Source organism: Sphingobacteriaceae bacterium, from assembly GCA_002319075.1.
GTDB lineage: Bacteria > Bacteroidota > Bacteroidia > B-17B0 > Aurantibacillaceae > Aurantibacillus.
The window spans coordinates 1,748,011-1,763,702 of record NVQB01000001.1 but is presented as its reverse complement, the minus strand read 5'-3'; the positions used below and the strand labels follow the sequence as shown (position 1 = coordinate 1,763,702).

The window sequence follows — 15,692 nt, the reverse complement described above, 5'->3', positions numbered from 1 at the left end:
TTATTTTTTGGACGAAAAATTGGTCCGGACTTCCTCACTGATGTATGTGCTTAAACCTTCTCCCTTTTGCGCCAGAGTTTTCATGATTTCTACATCGTATTTGCCAGGACGCTTGTAATCGTAAGTATAGATGCCGGTTTCGCCCTCGAATTTTATTTTAATAAAAGTTCTGCCTATTTCGTAAGCCACTACTCCTGAATTACCAGAAAGATTTTTGTAAGTTTTCATGAAGGCGAAAGGTAAGCAAATTAATTTTTATGGTCGATTCTACCAGGGTAGTTTAACTGTTTTAGGTCGAACTAACCAGCCACCCAGTAAAGCGGCAGGAATATAGCCTGCAAGTGCGCAAATCCACATCCAGGCAGGATGCGGGAGCATAGCAAGGTTTAAAATAGCAGCTGCCATTAAAATCCCTCCCGTAATCAAAGAGGTGCGTTTCCATTCAATCCGATGGAGGCGGGAAGCCAGCATTGCTCCTAAAAAAGCAGAAGCCAGCCAAAAGATCACCATAATTACAAGAACATATAAGGGAATGCCGCCAATGTATGCGCGCATTTCATCCCTGTTTGTATAGTCTATTCCCTGGGGTAAAGGACTTAACGCATGAGTGGTAGAATCGCCAATAAAGACGATGGCAAAACCCGCTGCAACTCCTATAATAATGGCAAATACTCTTTTCATAACTCTAAATGTACTAGTTATGATTAACTATTCAAATTTTGTACCATAAGAGTTCTGAGGGTAGGGCGACTGCAGAAGCACCTAAAATCGAGGGCTATACCGGGATTTTTCGAATGGTATTTATTCTTAAAATAGCAGTACGATGATTACCTGAAGAGTTTTTTATTCTACCACAAGCTTTTTAGTGATGCTGGTTTTTTTTGTGGTAACAGCTTTCAAATAATACGTGCCAGCCGGGAAATCTGTTAGCATCACATCTGTAGAAGTTTCTCTTTTATGATACTCAGGGGATACTATTTTTCCGGCATTGTCAAAAACATAGATGGCTGTATAATCGGTTCCGTCAAGCGTTATTTTTTTCGTAGCGGTGGGATTTGGAAACAGATTAACGTGGATGTGTGGGGCAGCTGAAAATAATGAGGTTGTTGTAGCGGCAACGCCATTAACTGTAATGTCGTCAAGCAATACATACCCTCCATTTACAAACTCTGCCTCTAAGATAAAACGTACCACATTTCCGTTGATAGCGGAGAGCGTGTGCGTGCACGTTTCCCAAAAAATTGCCGATGATTCGAGGGGAGGTTGCGAATCAAAACCTTCACTTATGGTATGCGTGGTATTGCTGGTAAACCCACTTCCCCAGCGAGATAAAAATTGCCGTCCACTACCGGTTTCAGAATACAGTACTATATTGGGACAGACAAAATTGTTTTTCACAACCGCCCCTTGAAACGAAATAGTAAGATTTGTAACAGCGCTTAGATCCATGCTTGGTGTAAAAATTGAAACGATAACGGTATTGGTAGTGTTTTCTTCGGTAACAATGCAACCGCTACCAGAGGTGCCCAGATTGCTGAGACTCCAGGTGGCCGTGGCACTTTGTGTCCAGCTTGCAGGAATACCGGTATTAAAATTCTCACTTAAAAACTGACTATGACACGTACTACACCACAAAAATAAAGTGGCTAGGAGTGGAAAGGAATGGAGTATAGATTTCATTATTGCCTGGGGTTATATGTATAACAAAGCTAGATTATTTAAAGATGCGAAGATTGTATCAAACAAAGAGAAGATTGGAGAAATCAACGACAAATTTTTTATTTGGTGCAGGGCTCTTTTTTGCAGTCGTACTTATTTATAAATTTGCTTTTAAATATTTTGTTATGCTTATACGTCTCGCTACACTCAGCGATATTCCCGAGATTATGGTAATGGTAAGAGAACTCGTTCCGCTCATGAATGCTTCTGGAAATTTTCAGTGGGACGATCATTATCCTAATCCGGAAAAATTCTCGGACGATGTAGTACATGATAAACTTTGGGTTGCTGTTATGCATGAAAAAATTGTTGGTGTCTCAGCCATTACTACAGACCAGGATCCCGAGTATGCACAAGTAGGTTGGGACCTCTCTGAAGTAGCAATAGTAACGCATCGTTTAGCTGTGAGTATACATCATCGTGGAAAAGGAATTGCCGAAGCGCTTTTACAAAAAGCAGAAGACGAAGCGATCCGCAGAAACATTAAAACTTTAAGAGTGGATACGAATAGCATGAATACCGCCACTCAAAAACTGTTTCCCAAAATGGGATATACGTTTGCAGGGGAAATCGACTTGAGTTATCGTCCTAATCTACGTTTTTATTGCTACGAGAAGAGACTGGGTTAAATTTTAAGAAGACCGATTATCTAAAAACTTAAGCCAGATAAAAAGTCCATGGGCCTTTTTTTTATTTAAGACACAATCTTAGATAAAAATCCCAACACCCATGAAAGTAATTCTATTTTTTAGTGTAGCTTTTATCTTCTGTTTTTCAAATGGCTTTCTGATTTCTAAACCAGGTAAAGATTTGGAGTCTGTAACTAAAGAGAAATTTTCAAACTATATAATTGCCCGCTTTAAGTCGGGTCATTATGGCTCTATGAAGGCTTGCAGCATTCAAAAAAAAGGACGAGTCCTGTATAGAATGGCTTCTATATCCTCTTCCCCACAATCTGTAGAATCTATTACAAAAAGCATTTCAGCATTGGTTATTGGGATAGCAATTAGCCGCAAAGATCTGAAAGATGTAAACCAGAAGATTCTCGATTTTTTTCCGGAATATAAAAATAAACTGAGAAAGGGGTGGCAATGCCTCACCTTGGAAGACCTTTTAACAATGAGTTCGGGGATCGAATGGGCGGAGGATAAACACCCTGAATTTTTGAACCCAACTTATCAGATGTACGCCGCTGAAAATTTGTATGACTATATTTTTTCAAGGAAAATAAGTGACAAGAAGCAGTTTAACTATGCGAGCGCGAATGCAGCTTTGCTGTCGGAAATTATTTTTAGAGCAACCGGCAAATCTTTTGCGCACTATGCTGATGACGTTTTATTCAAACCTTTGGAAATAACAAATTATAAATGGAGTAATTACAAAAATGGGAGGACAAATACATCAGGTGGACTTTACCTTTGTCTTGACGATCTTGCGAAATTAGGAATGCTTTATCTGCAAAACGGAGTATGGAAAGGGCAACAAATTTTGCAGAGTAATTGGATTAATATGTCTTTCAAAAATTATAGTCGGATAAATGATTACCTCGATATAAATGGCTATGGTTATATGTGGTGGATAAATGATTGCTATAAACTGAATTCAGGCAAAAAAATAAAGTTTTTTAATGCTTGTGGGTTTAATAATAATCATCTCATCCTGGTTCCAGAATTTGATCTGCTTATAGTTACTATGGGAGATTGCACTTCTGCCCCAGAAAAATATTTAAATCTGGTGAAAGACGTGACGGAGATTACTGGAAAGGATTGGGGCGACACAAATCTGTAAATGCGGATTAATAATCTACAATTACACCTCGCTGGCATCGGTTTTGAAGCATACCGCTAAAACTATATTATGAAAGCATTAGCAGTTGTTCTCATCGTTGCAGGCGCAATTATGATGATCATTACAGGGGTAAATTTTGCAACCAAAGAAAAAGTGGTTGACCTTGGAAAATTAGAAATCAATAAAACAGAAAATCACCCAGTAAGCTGGTCGCCAATTATTGGTGTTGTACTTCTGGTTGCAGGAGTGGGTGCCTTTTTTGTGAGCAGAAAGAAAGTCGCTTAAGTTTTACTTTCGCCAGTCTTTTGGAATATTATTTTAACGCTTTGTTAAGATTATCGAGGTATCCTGTCCAGGCGGTTGAACAATTAGTGTAACATTCAATTTGCGGGGTTAAACCTTCGTGAGTGAATGTTACTCTTGTTTTATTTCCTTTCGGTTCAATATCAAAACAGAGTTTTGTATTTGTCCATTCTGAAGGATCACTTAAAAAACTGAGCTGACTTTTTGTAACCAGCCATACAATTTTTTTATCGGGAATTAATTCAACAAGTTTTTGAGTTGTATCGTGCATGCCACCCCCAGCTTTGAAATTAAATTCATCTCCGGGTTTTTTACTTTTTCCAGCAATAATCTCCTCGTATAATCCCGACCACCATTTTTTAATGTCAAGCAGCAATTCGTATACTTCGTGTGCAGTTTTAGAAGTTTCAAAACTGTAAGTATAATTTTCTCGTTTCATAGATCAGATCCAATTGATAAACGAATTTACACTGGTAAATCAAGTTTTAAGATGGGCAAATCAGACAATTTAAAGGTGCAGTTTAGACACCATCTTTTTTGTTATCTGACCTGAAAGAGCTAACGGGATAGCAGAATAAAATAGAGGAGCCATTTGGCCCCTCATTTTTAGGATCTACTTTGTGATAGATTAAACACATGTGTTTAGAGAATGATCTCTAAAGTTTTAACCGGGCATTAAGCTTTTAGTTCTGCTGACTCTTCCACTAATTTTCCAACCTGAATATTTGCACTAAGTTTTATATCCTCACCTAAGCCGAGTCCACCAGTGTCGGTGATTTTATTCCAGGTCATACCAAATTCTTTTCGGTTAATAGTACCGGTAACTTCAAAGCCATGTTTTAAATTGCCCTGGCCGTCTTTTTCAGAGCCTCCATATTCTACATGTAATTCAACAGATCTGGTAACTCCTCTCAAGGTTAAGTTTCCAACCATTTTATAATCGCTGCCGCTTAGTTTTGAAAAGGATGTCGACTCAAAAATGATTTGCGGATACTGATCGGCCATAAAAAAGTCGCCGTCCTGCAGATGAGCATCACGTTGAGCCTGATTGGTATCTATGCTTTTAACGTCCATTGTAAAATACACTTTAGCGTTGTTAAATCCATCTTCTTGCGTAACAGCCTTACCATCAAATTTTTTGAACGCGCCGGTTACGGTAGATATAACAAGGTGTTTGATCTTAAAAAAGACTTCAGAATGTGTTGGGTCAATAACCCAGGTTGTTTTAGTTGCCATGATATTTTTAATTTATTTATGGAACAAAATTACTTAACTTTACTACCTAAAGTATAGTAGTTACCTATTGGTAAGTAGTTACCTCGGGGTAAGTTTAAAAACCTTCCACTAATGAATCAGAAAGAAACTATGTGTCAGCAGAAATTAATGATTTCGAGAGATGCATTAGAAGTAATACAAGGTAAATGGCGACTGCCAATTGTTCTGGCGCTTACTTTCGGTAATAAACGTTTTGGGGAACTTCAGAGGGATATCGTTGATATTTCGCCCAAGATGCTCTCACAAGAACTGAAAGCCTTAGAAGAAAATAAAATTATTACGCGAACGCTTTACGACAGTATGCCTGTAACCGTAGAATATTCTCTTACACCACTTGGACGCTCTATGAAAAAGATGTTAGATGAGGTATTAACCTGGGGGACACATTTTCGAAAAGAAGTTTTAGGAAAGTAAATTTTTTAAATTGAGAAGCAGTTTATGATCAAAAGAATTATTCTCATTCTTACAATCATTCTTGTTCCTTTTTGTGCATCAGCCGACGCGTTAGATGGTCTTGCCCTAATTTACAATCTTTATGCAATGGCTGGTGTGCTGGCAGGAGTTTTCGGATCAGCAGTCTTAATCATGGATCCTAAACGAAAAGAGCTGCGCATAGCAACGGCTATAGTATGTCTGTTGGTTGGATACCCTTGCCTTGATATGATAGCCCGTTGGGGTTTGGAAATCGAGTTTATTGGTCCTTTGTTTTGTTTTGTAGTGGGAGTGATTTCATTTATACGAGTTCTGTTTCGATCACGTAAACAGTCGGGTTCTGAATAAATGCATGTTTATGACGAATTCTGATGTGAAAGTTTATACTGTTAACCCCCAAAATAAGTTGAATTTATTACATTTGATCAGAATGCAAATAAAAAATTAAAACGTTAGATCATGTCAGCGGAAGAAAAAAAGAAAAGTAGAAAAAGTACAATCATCGCGGTATCTGTTTTTATTTTAATGATTCCTGCCGTTTGGTTGCTCATGAATTTTTTCGCGACTGAATCGGTTATAGATTACATGCATGTTGATTTGAATGGTCAAAAGAGATGTATTATTTTAAGTGAAAAGACGGGTTCTAAAGGTAATCGTGACAAGTCGGTTCACGATCAGAATGCCGGTAACGGTAAAACACATTTCGGATATTTTTTGGAAGTCTACGATAGCATTTCAAATAAATCATTGCATAAAATAGATTTCAGTTCACCTGTTTCAAAAATTCAAGACACTCCTCAACTAAGAGTTTTAGATGACGGTGTAATATGGATTGTTTCGACAACCAATAGCGCGGATGACGATCGACGCGGATTTATTTTGAAATTTTCAGTAGAGAATGATAAACTCATTAAACAAACATTTACGCTGGATGAAAAATACAAAATCCGCGAGCTTATCGACAATTCTATTCTTCTTAGTGAAAACAGTGATTTTCCGGGTGTGTTCAACGATCCTGTATTCGGCTGCATCTACTTAGACCTGGAAACTGGAAAAATTGTCGATACAAGAAAAACTTACGGCAAGAGCGATAAGCACTCCAGGCACGGGAAATAAATAAATCTTTCACGTTTCGGATATCCTACTTAAGCGAATTTATCGGTATAGTTGGAGGTGCCAAAATGGTTTCTTAAACAACTTCATATTCCTGGTTGGATTATCAAGAGTCAAATTTATTTCATTCAACGCTTTTTTTATCAGGCTTTGGATAGCCGATCTGTTCTCTTGCTCATGGATTCTCTTTTTTATCGAGTAATTCATCCAAATACTGAAACACTAATTCAATATTCTTAGTATTATTATTATCTGTTTTCTGACGGATTTGGTCGTGGGCCAACCTCAATTCTGTGTTATCTAAAAGCGCTTGGCGCATTTTAATGAAGGCCCGCATTATTGATATGTTTACCGCGATAGCTCTCTCACTATTAAGTAGACCAGAAAGCCATGGCAATGCCTTGTTCTGTGAATGCAAGGGGTAATTTTCGTGTTCCCCCTCTTTTTGATATCGCAATTTGCGATATCAAACTTCCAAACTCATTCTCAGTAAGTTGGAACATAAAATCAGAGGGAAAACGTTTAATATTACGTTTTACCTGTTCATTTAACCGACCGGTTGAGACTTCATAGAGATTAGCAAGGTCTTTATCCAACATAACTTTTTGACTCCTTATGTAATAAATTTTATTCATCACCGTTTCATCAGGCAAATTGTCACTTAGAGCAGCCTGTCCTGAACGTGTTTCGGGAGAGTCGAGAAGGTTCTTTGTTTCCATAATTTATTTTAGGATTATTATGCGGCGCAACCCTGGGAGGATTGATGAAATGTTGAGTGTGGTATAAACCGGTAAAGCGATTGCCGGAATAAAAGTAGGTCAAAATTGGAAAGTGTATTGCCACAGATTGTAGCATTTTGAAAATACCTACCAAAACTTCCACCAAGGTTTAGTACTTGATGTTTCTTCACGACTTGCCTTGAGGTTTAGCATATCGTTAATACGTTTTTCCGCTTCCTTCTTTGTAATACCGTCGTAATAATCGTGTACAAAAGGATGGTCAAAATCTTTGTGCGGAATAATTTCTGGTCTTTGGTTTCCTTTTTTTGTGTAAACAGTAGTTGGAATACTCTTTTCAAAATCGTAATCCGGTAAATCATTGCTAAGCCAACCGAAATATTCTGTCTCATGATCTTCGTTATGAAAATTGTCAGAATAATCTGAAAAGCTTTTTTCGCTGAGCGAAACCCATAAACCATAGTGCAGGTCTTCACAATGATCGATTACTTTTTGAAGCAGAACCACGCGAATAAAACGATCTGTTTGTTCTTCGTGACTCACCACACAAAAATCGCTTTCTAAATCGCCAATTCTCTCTTTCACGTTTTGAGGTAGCACATTATAAGCCGTTGGTGAATCATAAGTTAGGGCAGGCCAGTCAGCATGTTCTTTTCCGCAGTTTTTACAGGTATGGGCTTTTTGCATTTAATTTACAAGATAATAATTCCAGTGTAATCATACACTCCTCATACACTATCCATACACCATCCATACACTATCCATACACCATCCATACACTATCCATACACTATCCATACACTATCTACTCACGGCACTCTATTACGATCTTTCCTTTCCCGTACTTTACCGTTACTGTTTTGCCACACTCAAAACCAATTTCCTGCAGCCATTTGCCCGCCAGGTTAATTTTGGGAAAGATCTTATATTGATTAAGGGTGCGTGGGAAATATTTCTCCGCGATCTTTAACTGGCGTTTTCCTTTGGTGGGCTTGGTTGGCATAGTTATATATTTGCGTTTTACATCAATTATTTATGATGTAAAAATATGTTCTATGTACTTATTAAGCAAGTATATTTATGTAATTTGCAATGTATATTGCGTATTACGATGTTTAACTAATTGAAAATCAAATCATATTTTTGATGTGAATTGATAATTCAATGATGTAAATCGCAATCAAAATGGCTAAGAATGTTATAAATAGAATTAAGATTGTTCTTGTAGAACAAGGAAGAACCAGTAAATGGCTTTCTGAAAAAATGAACAAGAATGCTGCAACGGTTTCACGCTGGTGTACAAATGAAATGCAGCCTTCTTTGGAAACATTAGTTAAGATTGCAGAAGTTTTGAAGGTAGATGTGAGGGAGTTGTTAGTTTCGACTAAGAATTAGTTTTCAGTTGTTACTTCAGAATTCTCTTCATTAGTAACTGCATCTTTTATAGCATCCATTGTAATATTTACAATTTTTTTCTCAGTCTTTAGCTTTTCTTTCTTCTTATTTACTTTAGAGATTTTCTTTTTTGCTTCTTCGGATTCTTCACCAGTTAAAATTTCTCGCTTAATAACATCGGTAGTTAAAACAGTTTTTATTTCGTCATTTGTAACCTTGATATCTGGATAGATTTGTTTTAACTCTTTCTTTAAGGTGTTTAAAATGGATTCCTCGCACAAGAGGTTACCGATCATAAAACGATTGGTAGCTTGTTTTTGTGTAAAGTAATCCTCTAGGGAAGATTTGGAAACGGCCTCTTTACTTAATAAAAATAGTTGCTCGATATCCTGATTTGCTTTTGGTCTTAATTTTAGAAAGTCAATTTCACAAACAAGAATATTTTGTATGGGTTTTGAAAACACAACTTTATAAATGCGCCATGTCACAGAATTAGTCAGGATAACCCATTCGATTCCTTTGTTCGCTGCATAATCAACAACCTGTTTAACATGGGGCTCTTTTAATTCAATGCCTATTGCTTTGGCTTCAATCAATAAAGAGAGCTTTCCATCAATCTTTAGTGCCAGATCGCAGTAAGTTCCTCTAATGGCTAACTCGGTTGTAATATCAAGATATTTATCATATCCTAAAATTTCTGAAAGGATTCCCGTCAACATTACAACAGTGTCAGATTCGCTTACATCTCTGATCTTAGCCGACTCTACAATAGGTTGGAAACGTTTTAAGCCTTCTGAGATGCGGCTTTGAATTTTTTGGGTAATTGCTGCCATGAAAATATGTTTTGATATTTTAAAGGTAGGAATAGATTTGGATTAAGCAAATGAAGTTTGAATATTAGATTTTTTCATAATAATAGGGTCTCAAATACAGATATATAATTTTACGATCCCATTTTACGCTCAATTAGACTATAGAATTTTTCAGCGAGTTTGAAAATCTCCGTGCTACCAATATAAATTCTCCCCTCTACTTCGATATAATTAGCTTTTGAGTTATCTATTGCATCTTTAATTAAGATAGGGTGTTTTAAAGGATTAAAACCACCAGGAATTTGCTCATTCACAAAACCTTTCCATTTACTGGAAATTTCTATTCCTTCAAATTTTGGCGCATGACTCTTTAAGTGATAATATAGCCATACTTCAAAGCAAGGGTTACTTTGAGCAATGAACCAATTTTCGTGGGAGGAACATTTCCCCCTTAAAGTTTCAATTTTATCTTTCCATTCATCAGTGTCAATTACAAACCATACCTCGTCAATATTTGATATTTCATATTTAGGATTTGGGTTTGCTTGTGATTTGATTATAAATAGGCAAGCTTTATCATAAAGTCCAGTTGGAGAATTATTTTCATGCTGCTCTGCCCGAATAATTTCAAATTTGATTCGCGAATCAATTTCTTCGAAGTATTTAAAATATTTTGGCTCTGTACGTTTTCCTTCACAAAATATATAAAAGACTTTGGCATCCCTGTTCGCTGGAACTCTTTCAAAGGATCTATTCTTTAGAATCATGATTATGCCAGTTTAAATCTTTTAAATTACCTAAAAAAGGTATAGAACCATATCTCCCATTTAAGTATCCCTTGCGAATATCAATCGTGTTATGTTCTTTAAAATCACTTAGGGAGTATAAATCCGTGCATCCGTTTTTATCTTTTTCAGTAAACCATATTTCGTCTTGTCTGAATATATCTTGATCCAGTAAATTTGATTCGTGAGTGGTAAAAATAATTTGCCCAGTCGTATGTTCATCGTCTGAGAATTTTTTTACGAGTTCTTTAATTAATAAAGGATGGATGCTTCTTTCAATTTCATCAATAATGAATACTTTTTGTTTTGAAATCGCATCTTTAAATAATGGAACAAAATCTAATATTCTAATTGTGCCATCTGACTCTTCCCCTATATGAAATTCCGCTTTAGTACCAGCTCGACCTACATGCTCTAATTTGAGTTGTTTTACAAAAAATTCATCATCTTCTTTTACCAATAAAAATTCATCACCATTACTTTTTTTATTAAGGAGCATTTTGCTAGGTGAAATCTCAAGCCTTTTTATTAAATCCTCCAGATCGCTTTCATTATCTTCTCCAAAAAAATCCTTAGCGTTTTTCTTATCGGACTTTAAACTATTTATACCAATATGAAAAGAACACATTATATCTTCGGCATATTTATGAAACTCTGAATCTTTATCAATTCTATTTACGAGACCGAGTGGTTTAGATTTAGGTGTAAGAATTTGCAAGGTTTCTTTGAACCAATTAAAGGGAGCTTTAATTTCACTTAGACTATCAAACGAACTTAAGAGCTTAAAAACCGAGGAATTATTTTTGGCCAAATTCTTTTCGATTACGCTCTTAAGAACAAGATTCTCTTTGTCGCTTTCAAAGTCTTCTGACAGTTTTAACTTTGTTTTGCCTTCGCTATCGGTGGTCCGTTCAAAAATAAGTTGATCCTTGTTTTTCCCCAGTCCAGATCTGTATAATTCTTCGGTTTGTATAATATTTCTTAGTACATCTATTGCGTAATAATAAGGCACATTGTCTTGGATAAATTCAATCGCTAAAATCTGATTACTCTTATCTCCTTTATTATTAAATTTGTAAATAGAATTTTCCGTAAAACGAAAAGGCAATTCATCGGAAATGACAATTTTTTTTAATAACGAAAGAGCTTTAATAAGATTAGATTTACCAGAACCGTTTGCGCCATAGATAGAAGCCATCTTGACGATGTTAAGATCGTCCAACTTGTATTTATGATGCTCTAATCTTTTAATTCTATTATTTGAGAGCATATTAATTTCTTTCGTTTCACCGAAAGAAAACATATTAAAAAGTGAGAATCGAAGTAGCATAATGTGAAAATTTCACGTAAATATATACATACGATCGATTATTATCCTTTATTTTAACATATTTTTTTGATAAGTGTGAAAAAAATACTCTTTTACTAAAAAGCCCCTCAATCCGAAAACTGAGGGGCTCTTAATTATTTTTATTATGTACTAATCAGGCTGAGCGTAGTCGAGTGTCATTTCGAGCGTAGTCGAGTGTCCTTTCGAGCGTAGTCGAGTGTCATTTCGAGCGTAGTCGAGAAATGCTTAACTAGCTTCCACAAGCCTCACAATCCTCTGGATTATCCAAAGAGCAGCTTAACTGTGCCTGTTGTTCGTCAAAGGTTAAGATGTGTGCTTGTCCGCGATCTACTAACAACTGATCTTCGTTTCCTAAAACAAATGCCGGTTGTTGTAAAGCATCCTGATCAACTGTAAATTTAATTGCATCAGCAGCAGCTTTTGTACGTAAGTAATACATACCTGTTTTTAATCCTTTTTTCCAGCTGTAGAAGTGAGCAGAACTCATTTTCGCGAAGTTAGCATCCTGGATAAATAAATTCAACGATTGAGACTGATCAATGAATGCACCACGGTCAGCGGCCATATCAATAATCGTACGTTGTTTAATTTCCCAAACCGTTTTGTATAGTTCTTTAATGTTAGCTGGAATTTCAGGAATACCTTGTACAGATCCATTTGCTGCAACGATTTTGTTTTTCAAATTCTCGTTCCAGATTCCAAGTTTCACTAAGTCACGTAATAAATGTTTGTTTACTACCACAAACTCACCACTTAACACACGACGTGTGTAAATGTTAGACGTGTAAGGTTCGAAACATTCGTTGTTACCTAAAATCTGAGAAGTACTTGCTGTTGGCATTGGCGCTAACAATAAGCTGTTACGGATACCGTATTTCATTACTTCTTCACGTAAAATATCCCATTCCCAACGTGGACTTGGAGTAACATTCCACATATCGTGTTGGAAAATGCCTTTAGAAGCAGGAGAACCAGGATACGATTCGTAAGCACCTTCTACTTTTGCTAAGTCTTTACTTGCTGTTAACGCAGCAAAATAAATCGTTTCAAAAATTTCAGAGTTTAATTTTTTAGCTTCTTCACTTTCAAAAGGAAAACGCATCAAAATGAAAGCATCCGCTAACCCTTGAACACCTAAACCAATCGGACGGTGACGCATGTTTGAATTACGTGCTTCCGGAATGGGGTAGTAGTTACGGTCAATGATTTTATTTAAGTTTAAAGTAGCTTGGTACGTGATCTCGAATAATTTATCGTGATCAAAAGTTCCCGCTTTCTCATCCACAAAACGTGGTAAAGCCAAAGAAGCTAAATTACAAACAGCTACCTCGTCAGCACTTGTGTACTCGATAATTTCAGTACATAAGTTAGAAGACTTAATAGTTCCTAAATTTTGTTGGTTGGATTTGCTGTTAGCAGCATCTTTAAACAACATGTAAGGATTTCCGGTTTCAATTTGCGCTTCGATAATCGCCGCCCATAATTCGCGGGCATTAATTTGTTTACGGAATTTTCCTTCTGATTCGTATCTTTCATACAAAGCTTCGAATTCAGCACTGTGACAGTCGCTTAAACCCGGACATTCGTTCGGACACATCAAGCTCCAGATGCCTTCAGCTTCCACACGTTTCATAAACAAATCAGGAATCCAAAGCGCAGTAAATAAATCACGCGCGCGCATTTCTTCTTTACCATGGTTTTTACGGATATCTAAAAATTCATAGATATCAGCATGCCAAGGCTCAAGATACACTGCGATAGAACCTTTGCGTTTTCCGCCACCTTGATCAACGTAACGTGCAGTTTCGTTGTACACTTTCAACATCGGGATAATACCGTTGCTGGTACCGTTAGTTCCTTTAATGTAAGAGCCTGTAGCACGTACATTGTGAATGTTGATACCGATACCACCTGCGCTTTGAGAGATCTTAGCACATTGTTTTAATGTATCGTAAATACCATCAATGCTATCGTCCTTCATTTGTAGCAGGAAGCACGAGCTCATTTGCGGCTTAGGAGTACCAGCGTTAAATAAAGTTGGAGTTGCGTGCGTAAACCAGCGCTCGCTCATTAAGGTATAAGTTCTTAATGCTGCCTCAATGTCGTTTTTATGAATTCCTACGGCTACGCGCATGATCATGTGTTGTGGGCGTTCAGCAACACGGTTGTTCATCTTAAGCAAATAAGAACGTTCTAATGTTTTAAAACCAAAATAATCGTAACCAAAGTCTCTGTCGTAAATAATAGACGAGTCAAGCGTATGAGCATTGTCCATTACTATTTTATAAACGTCGTCCGCAATAAGCGAGGCGTTTAATCCATTCTTCGGATCTATATAATGATATAAGGCTTCGATAGTCTTGGAGAAAGACTTGATCGTGTTCTTATGTAAATTACTAACTGCAATACGTGATGCTAATTGAGCATAATCGGGGTGGCGGGACGTTAAGCCTGCTGCAGTTTCTGCTGCTAGGTTATCCAGCTCACTGGTTGTTACACCATCGTAAACACCATCAATTACCTTTTTGGCAACTAATATTGGATCTACGTGTGATGGCTCTAGGCCATAACTGAGTTTTTGAATACGAGCGGTAATTTTATCGAATTTTACCGACTCCCTGGTGCCATCTCTTTTTGCTACAAACATACGCCTTTGGTTTTTTAGTTTTTGAGGTTTTTTTAATCTAATTCGTTACTACAAGGTACTTTCAATAATACCTGTTCTTGTTTTAAGTTTTTTAATGTTTCTAACTTTCAAAAGTTCATTAGTCTCAACTTTTGCCGGTTAATTACCTCTCTTGTTTCCTACGTTTTAGGGGCTAAAATTCCCTGGCAAGACCGCGTCATGCCTACATAAAGTTACAAAAATAAGAGGGGGCTATCTTACCGACAGACGTTAAAAATCTAGAAGTCTTCGTCCAGATTAAAAACGTTGTTTTCTGAGTTATTATTCATTACACCAGCCTTTTGATACTCCGCTACGCGTTTTTCAAAGAAATTGGTTTTACCCTGCAATGAGATCATTTCCATAAAATCAAATGGATTCACTGCATTGTAGTGTTTATTGCAGCCAAGAGACTGTAAAAGCCTGTCGGCACAGAACTCAATATACTGACACATAAGGTCAGAGTTCATTCCTATTAATTTAACAGGAATAGCGTCTACCACGAATTTCTTCTCGATAGAAACAGCGTCAATAATAATCTGAGTTACTTGTTCTTTTGGCAATTGGTTTTTTACATGCGATGCATATAATAAACATGCGAAATCACAATGCAGACCTTCGTCGCGGCTGATTAATTCATTACTGAATGTTAAACCTGGCATTAAACCACGTTTTTTCAGCCAGAAGATAGAGCAGAAGGATCCGGAGAAGAAAATTCCTTCTACTGCTGCAAAAGCAATAAGCCTTTCGGCAAAAGAGCCATTATTGATCCAGCGTAATGCCCAGTCTGCTTTTTCACCTACACAAGGTACAGTGTCAACAGCATGCAATAAATGGTCTTTTTCAACCGGATCTTTAATATAAGTATCTATTAACAGAGAGTAAGTTTCAGAGTGGATATTCTCCATCATGATCTGGAAACCATAAAAACAACGGGCTTCAGGGTACTGAACTTCATTAAGGAAGTTAATTGCGAGGTTTTCATTAACAATCCCATCACTGGCGGCAAAAAATGCCAATACGTGTTTAATAAAGTGACGTTCGTTGTCGTTTAACTTGTTGTTCCAATCAGAAATGTCAGAAGCAAGATCAATTTCTTCTGCCGTCCAAAAACTAGCTTCAGCTTTTTTATAGAATTCCCAGATGTCTTTATATTTTATAGGGAAAAGTACAAATCTGTCTTTGTTTTCGACGAGTATTGGTTCAGTCATAGTTAAATTCTTAATTAAATCGGGTTATTATTTATTCCTTAATCTCTGTTACAAATAAATAGAAAATCTGTCCCGATAGATAGAGAATTAAATTAACAGCTTGCCG

Annotated in this window: 19 protein-coding genes and 1 pseudogene; 7 read left to right on the top strand and 13 right to left on the bottom strand. The window is 36.8% G+C overall.

Annotation, left to right across the window (positions count from 1 at the left end; all coding sequences use genetic code 11):
* The 3 genes from CNR22_07820 to CNR22_07810 form a co-directional block, all read right to left on the bottom strand.
* Positions 1–228 carry a hypothetical protein gene (locus CNR22_07820; GenBank protein PBQ31678.1) on the bottom strand — a complete coding sequence of 76 codons (228 nt, stop codon included), beginning with the start codon at positions 226–228 and terminating at the stop codon, positions 1–3.
* Positions 229–267: 39 nt separating this feature from the next.
* Positions 268–681, bottom strand: coding sequence for a hypothetical protein (locus CNR22_07815; GenBank protein ID PBQ31677.1), 414 nt, complete (start codon positions 679–681; stop codon positions 268–270).
* 162 nt (positions 682–843) lie between these two features.
* Positions 844–1,680 (bottom strand): hypothetical protein, encoded by an 837-nt coding sequence (locus CNR22_07810; protein PBQ31676.1) that lies wholly within the window; start codon positions 1,678–1,680, stop codon positions 844–846.
* Between the two features lie 164 nt (positions 1,681–1,844).
* On the opposite strand from CNR22_07810, the gene CNR22_07805 reads away from it, so the two are divergent.
* The 3 genes from CNR22_07805 (at position 1,845) to CNR22_07795 (ending at position 3,792) form a co-directional block, all read left to right on the top strand.
* Positions 1,845–2,348 (top strand): GNAT family N-acetyltransferase, encoded by a 504-nt coding sequence (locus CNR22_07805; GenBank protein ID PBQ34851.1) that lies wholly within the window; start codon positions 1,845–1,847, stop codon positions 2,346–2,348.
* Between the two features lie 100 nt (positions 2,349–2,448).
* The gene (locus tag CNR22_07800) at positions 2,449–3,507 is read left to right on the top strand and encodes a hypothetical protein (protein PBQ31675.1); all 1,059 of its coding nucleotides are present in this window, start codon (positions 2,449–2,451) and stop codon (positions 3,505–3,507) included.
* A gap of 69 nt (positions 3,508–3,576) precedes the next feature.
* Positions 3,577–3,792 carry a hypothetical protein gene (locus CNR22_07795; GenBank protein PBQ31674.1) on the top strand — a complete coding sequence of 72 codons (216 nt, stop codon included), beginning with the start codon at positions 3,577–3,579 and terminating at the stop codon, positions 3,790–3,792.
* Between the two features lie 28 nt (positions 3,793–3,820).
* Here the strand turns inward: CNR22_07795 and CNR22_07790 are convergent, their stop codons facing one another.
* Complete coding sequence (locus CNR22_07790; GenBank protein ID PBQ31673.1) at positions 3,821–4,249, bottom strand: ATPase; 429 nt, start codon at positions 4,247–4,249, stop codon at positions 3,821–3,823.
* Between the two features lie 236 nt (positions 4,250–4,485).
* Positions 4,486–5,046 (bottom strand): hypothetical protein, encoded by a 561-nt coding sequence (locus CNR22_07785; protein PBQ31672.1) that lies wholly within the window; start codon positions 5,044–5,046, stop codon positions 4,486–4,488.
* A gap of 111 nt (positions 5,047–5,157) precedes the next feature.
* Here CNR22_07785 and CNR22_07780 point away from each other — a divergent pair, with 111 nt between their 5' ends.
* The 3 genes from CNR22_07780 (at position 5,158) to CNR22_07770 (ending at position 6,633) form a co-directional block, all read left to right on the top strand.
* Entirely contained in the window at positions 5,158–5,499 is a 342-nt protein-coding gene (locus CNR22_07780) for a transcriptional regulator (GenBank protein ID PBQ31671.1), read from the top strand.
* A 24-nt stretch (positions 5,500–5,523) separates the two neighbouring features.
* Complete coding sequence (locus tag CNR22_07775) at positions 5,524–5,865, top strand: hypothetical protein (protein ID PBQ31670.1); 342 nt, start codon at positions 5,524–5,526, stop codon at positions 5,863–5,865.
* A gap of 111 nt (positions 5,866–5,976) precedes the next feature.
* Positions 5,977–6,633 (top strand): hypothetical protein, encoded by a 657-nt coding sequence (locus tag CNR22_07770; GenBank protein ID PBQ31669.1) that lies wholly within the window; start codon positions 5,977–5,979, stop codon positions 6,631–6,633.
* A 172-nt stretch (positions 6,634–6,805) separates the two neighbouring features.
* Here CNR22_07770 and CNR22_07765 read toward each other — a convergent pair.
* The 3 genes and pseudogenes from CNR22_07765 to CNR22_07755 form a co-directional block, all read right to left on the bottom strand.
* Positions 6,806–7,349: pseudogene (locus CNR22_07765) on the bottom strand (DNA-binding protein).
* Positions 7,350–7,496: 147 nt separating this feature from the next.
* Positions 7,497–8,054, bottom strand: coding sequence for a hypothetical protein (locus CNR22_07760; protein ID PBQ31668.1), 558 nt, complete (start codon positions 8,052–8,054; stop codon positions 7,497–7,499).
* A 118-nt stretch (positions 8,055–8,172) separates the two neighbouring features.
* Complete coding sequence (locus tag CNR22_07755) at positions 8,173–8,370, bottom strand: hypothetical protein (protein PBQ31667.1); 198 nt, start codon at positions 8,368–8,370, stop codon at positions 8,173–8,175.
* A gap of 182 nt (positions 8,371–8,552) precedes the next feature.
* On the opposite strand from CNR22_07755, the gene CNR22_07750 reads away from it, so the two are divergent.
* Positions 8,553–8,762: a transcriptional regulator gene (locus CNR22_07750; protein PBQ31666.1), complete on the top strand. Its 210-nt coding sequence runs from the start codon at positions 8,553–8,555 to the stop codon at positions 8,760–8,762.
* On the opposite strand, the gene CNR22_07745 is transcribed toward CNR22_07750, so the two are convergent.
* The 5 genes from CNR22_07745 to CNR22_07725 form a co-directional block, all read right to left on the bottom strand.
* Positions 8,759–9,595, bottom strand: coding sequence for a restriction endonuclease subunit R (locus CNR22_07745; GenBank protein ID PBQ31665.1), 837 nt, complete (start codon positions 9,593–9,595; stop codon positions 8,759–8,761). The two genes, CNR22_07750 and CNR22_07745, sit on opposite strands and share 4 nt — an antisense overlap.
* 110 nt (positions 9,596–9,705) lie before the next feature.
* Positions 9,706–10,341: a hypothetical protein gene (locus tag CNR22_07740; GenBank protein ID PBQ31664.1), complete on the bottom strand. Its 636-nt coding sequence runs from the start codon at positions 10,339–10,341 to the stop codon at positions 9,706–9,708.
* Positions 10,325–11,689, bottom strand: coding sequence for a hypothetical protein (locus tag CNR22_07735; protein PBQ31663.1), 1,365 nt, complete (start codon positions 11,687–11,689; stop codon positions 10,325–10,327). Before CNR22_07735 ends, CNR22_07740 begins: the two co-directional genes overlap by 17 nt.
* Before the next feature lie 250 nt (positions 11,690–11,939).
* Complete coding sequence (locus CNR22_07730) at positions 11,940–14,357, bottom strand: ribonucleoside-diphosphate reductase subunit alpha (GenBank protein PBQ31662.1); 2,418 nt, start codon at positions 14,355–14,357, stop codon at positions 11,940–11,942.
* A gap of 257 nt (positions 14,358–14,614) precedes the next feature.
* Entirely contained in the window at positions 14,615–15,586 is a 972-nt protein-coding gene (locus CNR22_07725; protein PBQ31661.1) for a ribonucleoside-diphosphate reductase, read from the bottom strand.
* Positions 15,587–15,692 lie beyond the last annotated feature (106 nt).

Bases quoted from the DNA above. Each gene is read 5' to 3' on its own strand.
- CNR22_07820 (PBQ31678.1), bottom strand. From the start codon at position 228: ATGAAAACTTACAAAAATCTTTCTGGTAATTCAGGAGTAGTGGCTTAC.
- CNR22_07815 (PBQ31677.1), bottom strand. From the start codon at position 681: ATGAAAAGAGTATTTGCCATTATTATAGGAGTTGCAGCGGGTTTTGCC.
- CNR22_07810 (PBQ31676.1), bottom strand. From the start codon at position 1,680: ATGAAATCTATACTCCATTCCTTTCCACTCCTAGCCACTTTATTTTTG.
- CNR22_07805 (PBQ34851.1), top strand. From the start codon at position 1,845: ATGCTTATACGTCTCGCTACACTCAGCGATATTCCCGAGATTATGGTA.
- CNR22_07800 (PBQ31675.1), top strand. From the start codon at position 2,449: ATGAAAGTAATTCTATTTTTTAGTGTAGCTTTTATCTTCTGTTTTTCA.
- CNR22_07795 (PBQ31674.1), top strand. From the start codon at position 3,577: ATGAAAGCATTAGCAGTTGTTCTCATCGTTGCAGGCGCAATTATGATG.
- CNR22_07790 (PBQ31673.1), bottom strand. From the start codon at position 4,249: ATGAAACGAGAAAATTATACTTACAGTTTTGAAACTTCTAAAACTGCA.
- CNR22_07785 (PBQ31672.1), bottom strand. From the start codon at position 5,046: ATGGCAACTAAAACAACCTGGGTTATTGACCCAACACATTCTGAAGTC.
- CNR22_07780 (PBQ31671.1), top strand. From the start codon at position 5,158: ATGAATCAGAAAGAAACTATGTGTCAGCAGAAATTAATGATTTCGAGA.
- CNR22_07775 (PBQ31670.1), top strand. From the start codon at position 5,524: ATGATCAAAAGAATTATTCTCATTCTTACAATCATTCTTGTTCCTTTT.
- CNR22_07770 (PBQ31669.1), top strand. From the start codon at position 5,977: ATGTCAGCGGAAGAAAAAAAGAAAAGTAGAAAAAGTACAATCATCGCG.
- CNR22_07760 (PBQ31668.1), bottom strand. From the start codon at position 8,054: ATGCAAAAAGCCCATACCTGTAAAAACTGCGGAAAAGAACATGCTGAC.
- CNR22_07755 (PBQ31667.1), bottom strand. From the start codon at position 8,370: ATGCCAACCAAGCCCACCAAAGGAAAACGCCAGTTAAAGATCGCGGAG.
- CNR22_07750 (PBQ31666.1), top strand. From the start codon at position 8,553: ATGGCTAAGAATGTTATAAATAGAATTAAGATTGTTCTTGTAGAACAA.
- CNR22_07745 (PBQ31665.1), bottom strand. From the start codon at position 9,595: ATGGCAGCAATTACCCAAAAAATTCAAAGCCGCATCTCAGAAGGCTTA.
- CNR22_07740 (PBQ31664.1), bottom strand. From the start codon at position 10,341: ATGATTCTAAAGAATAGATCCTTTGAAAGAGTTCCAGCGAACAGGGAT.
- CNR22_07735 (PBQ31663.1), bottom strand. From the start codon at position 11,689: ATGCTACTTCGATTCTCACTTTTTAATATGTTTTCTTTCGGTGAAACG.
- CNR22_07730 (PBQ31662.1), bottom strand. From the start codon at position 14,357: ATGTTTGTAGCAAAAAGAGATGGCACCAGGGAGTCGGTAAAATTCGAT.
- CNR22_07725 (PBQ31661.1), bottom strand. From the start codon at position 15,586: ATGACTGAACCAATACTCGTCGAAAACAAAGACAGATTTGTACTTTTC.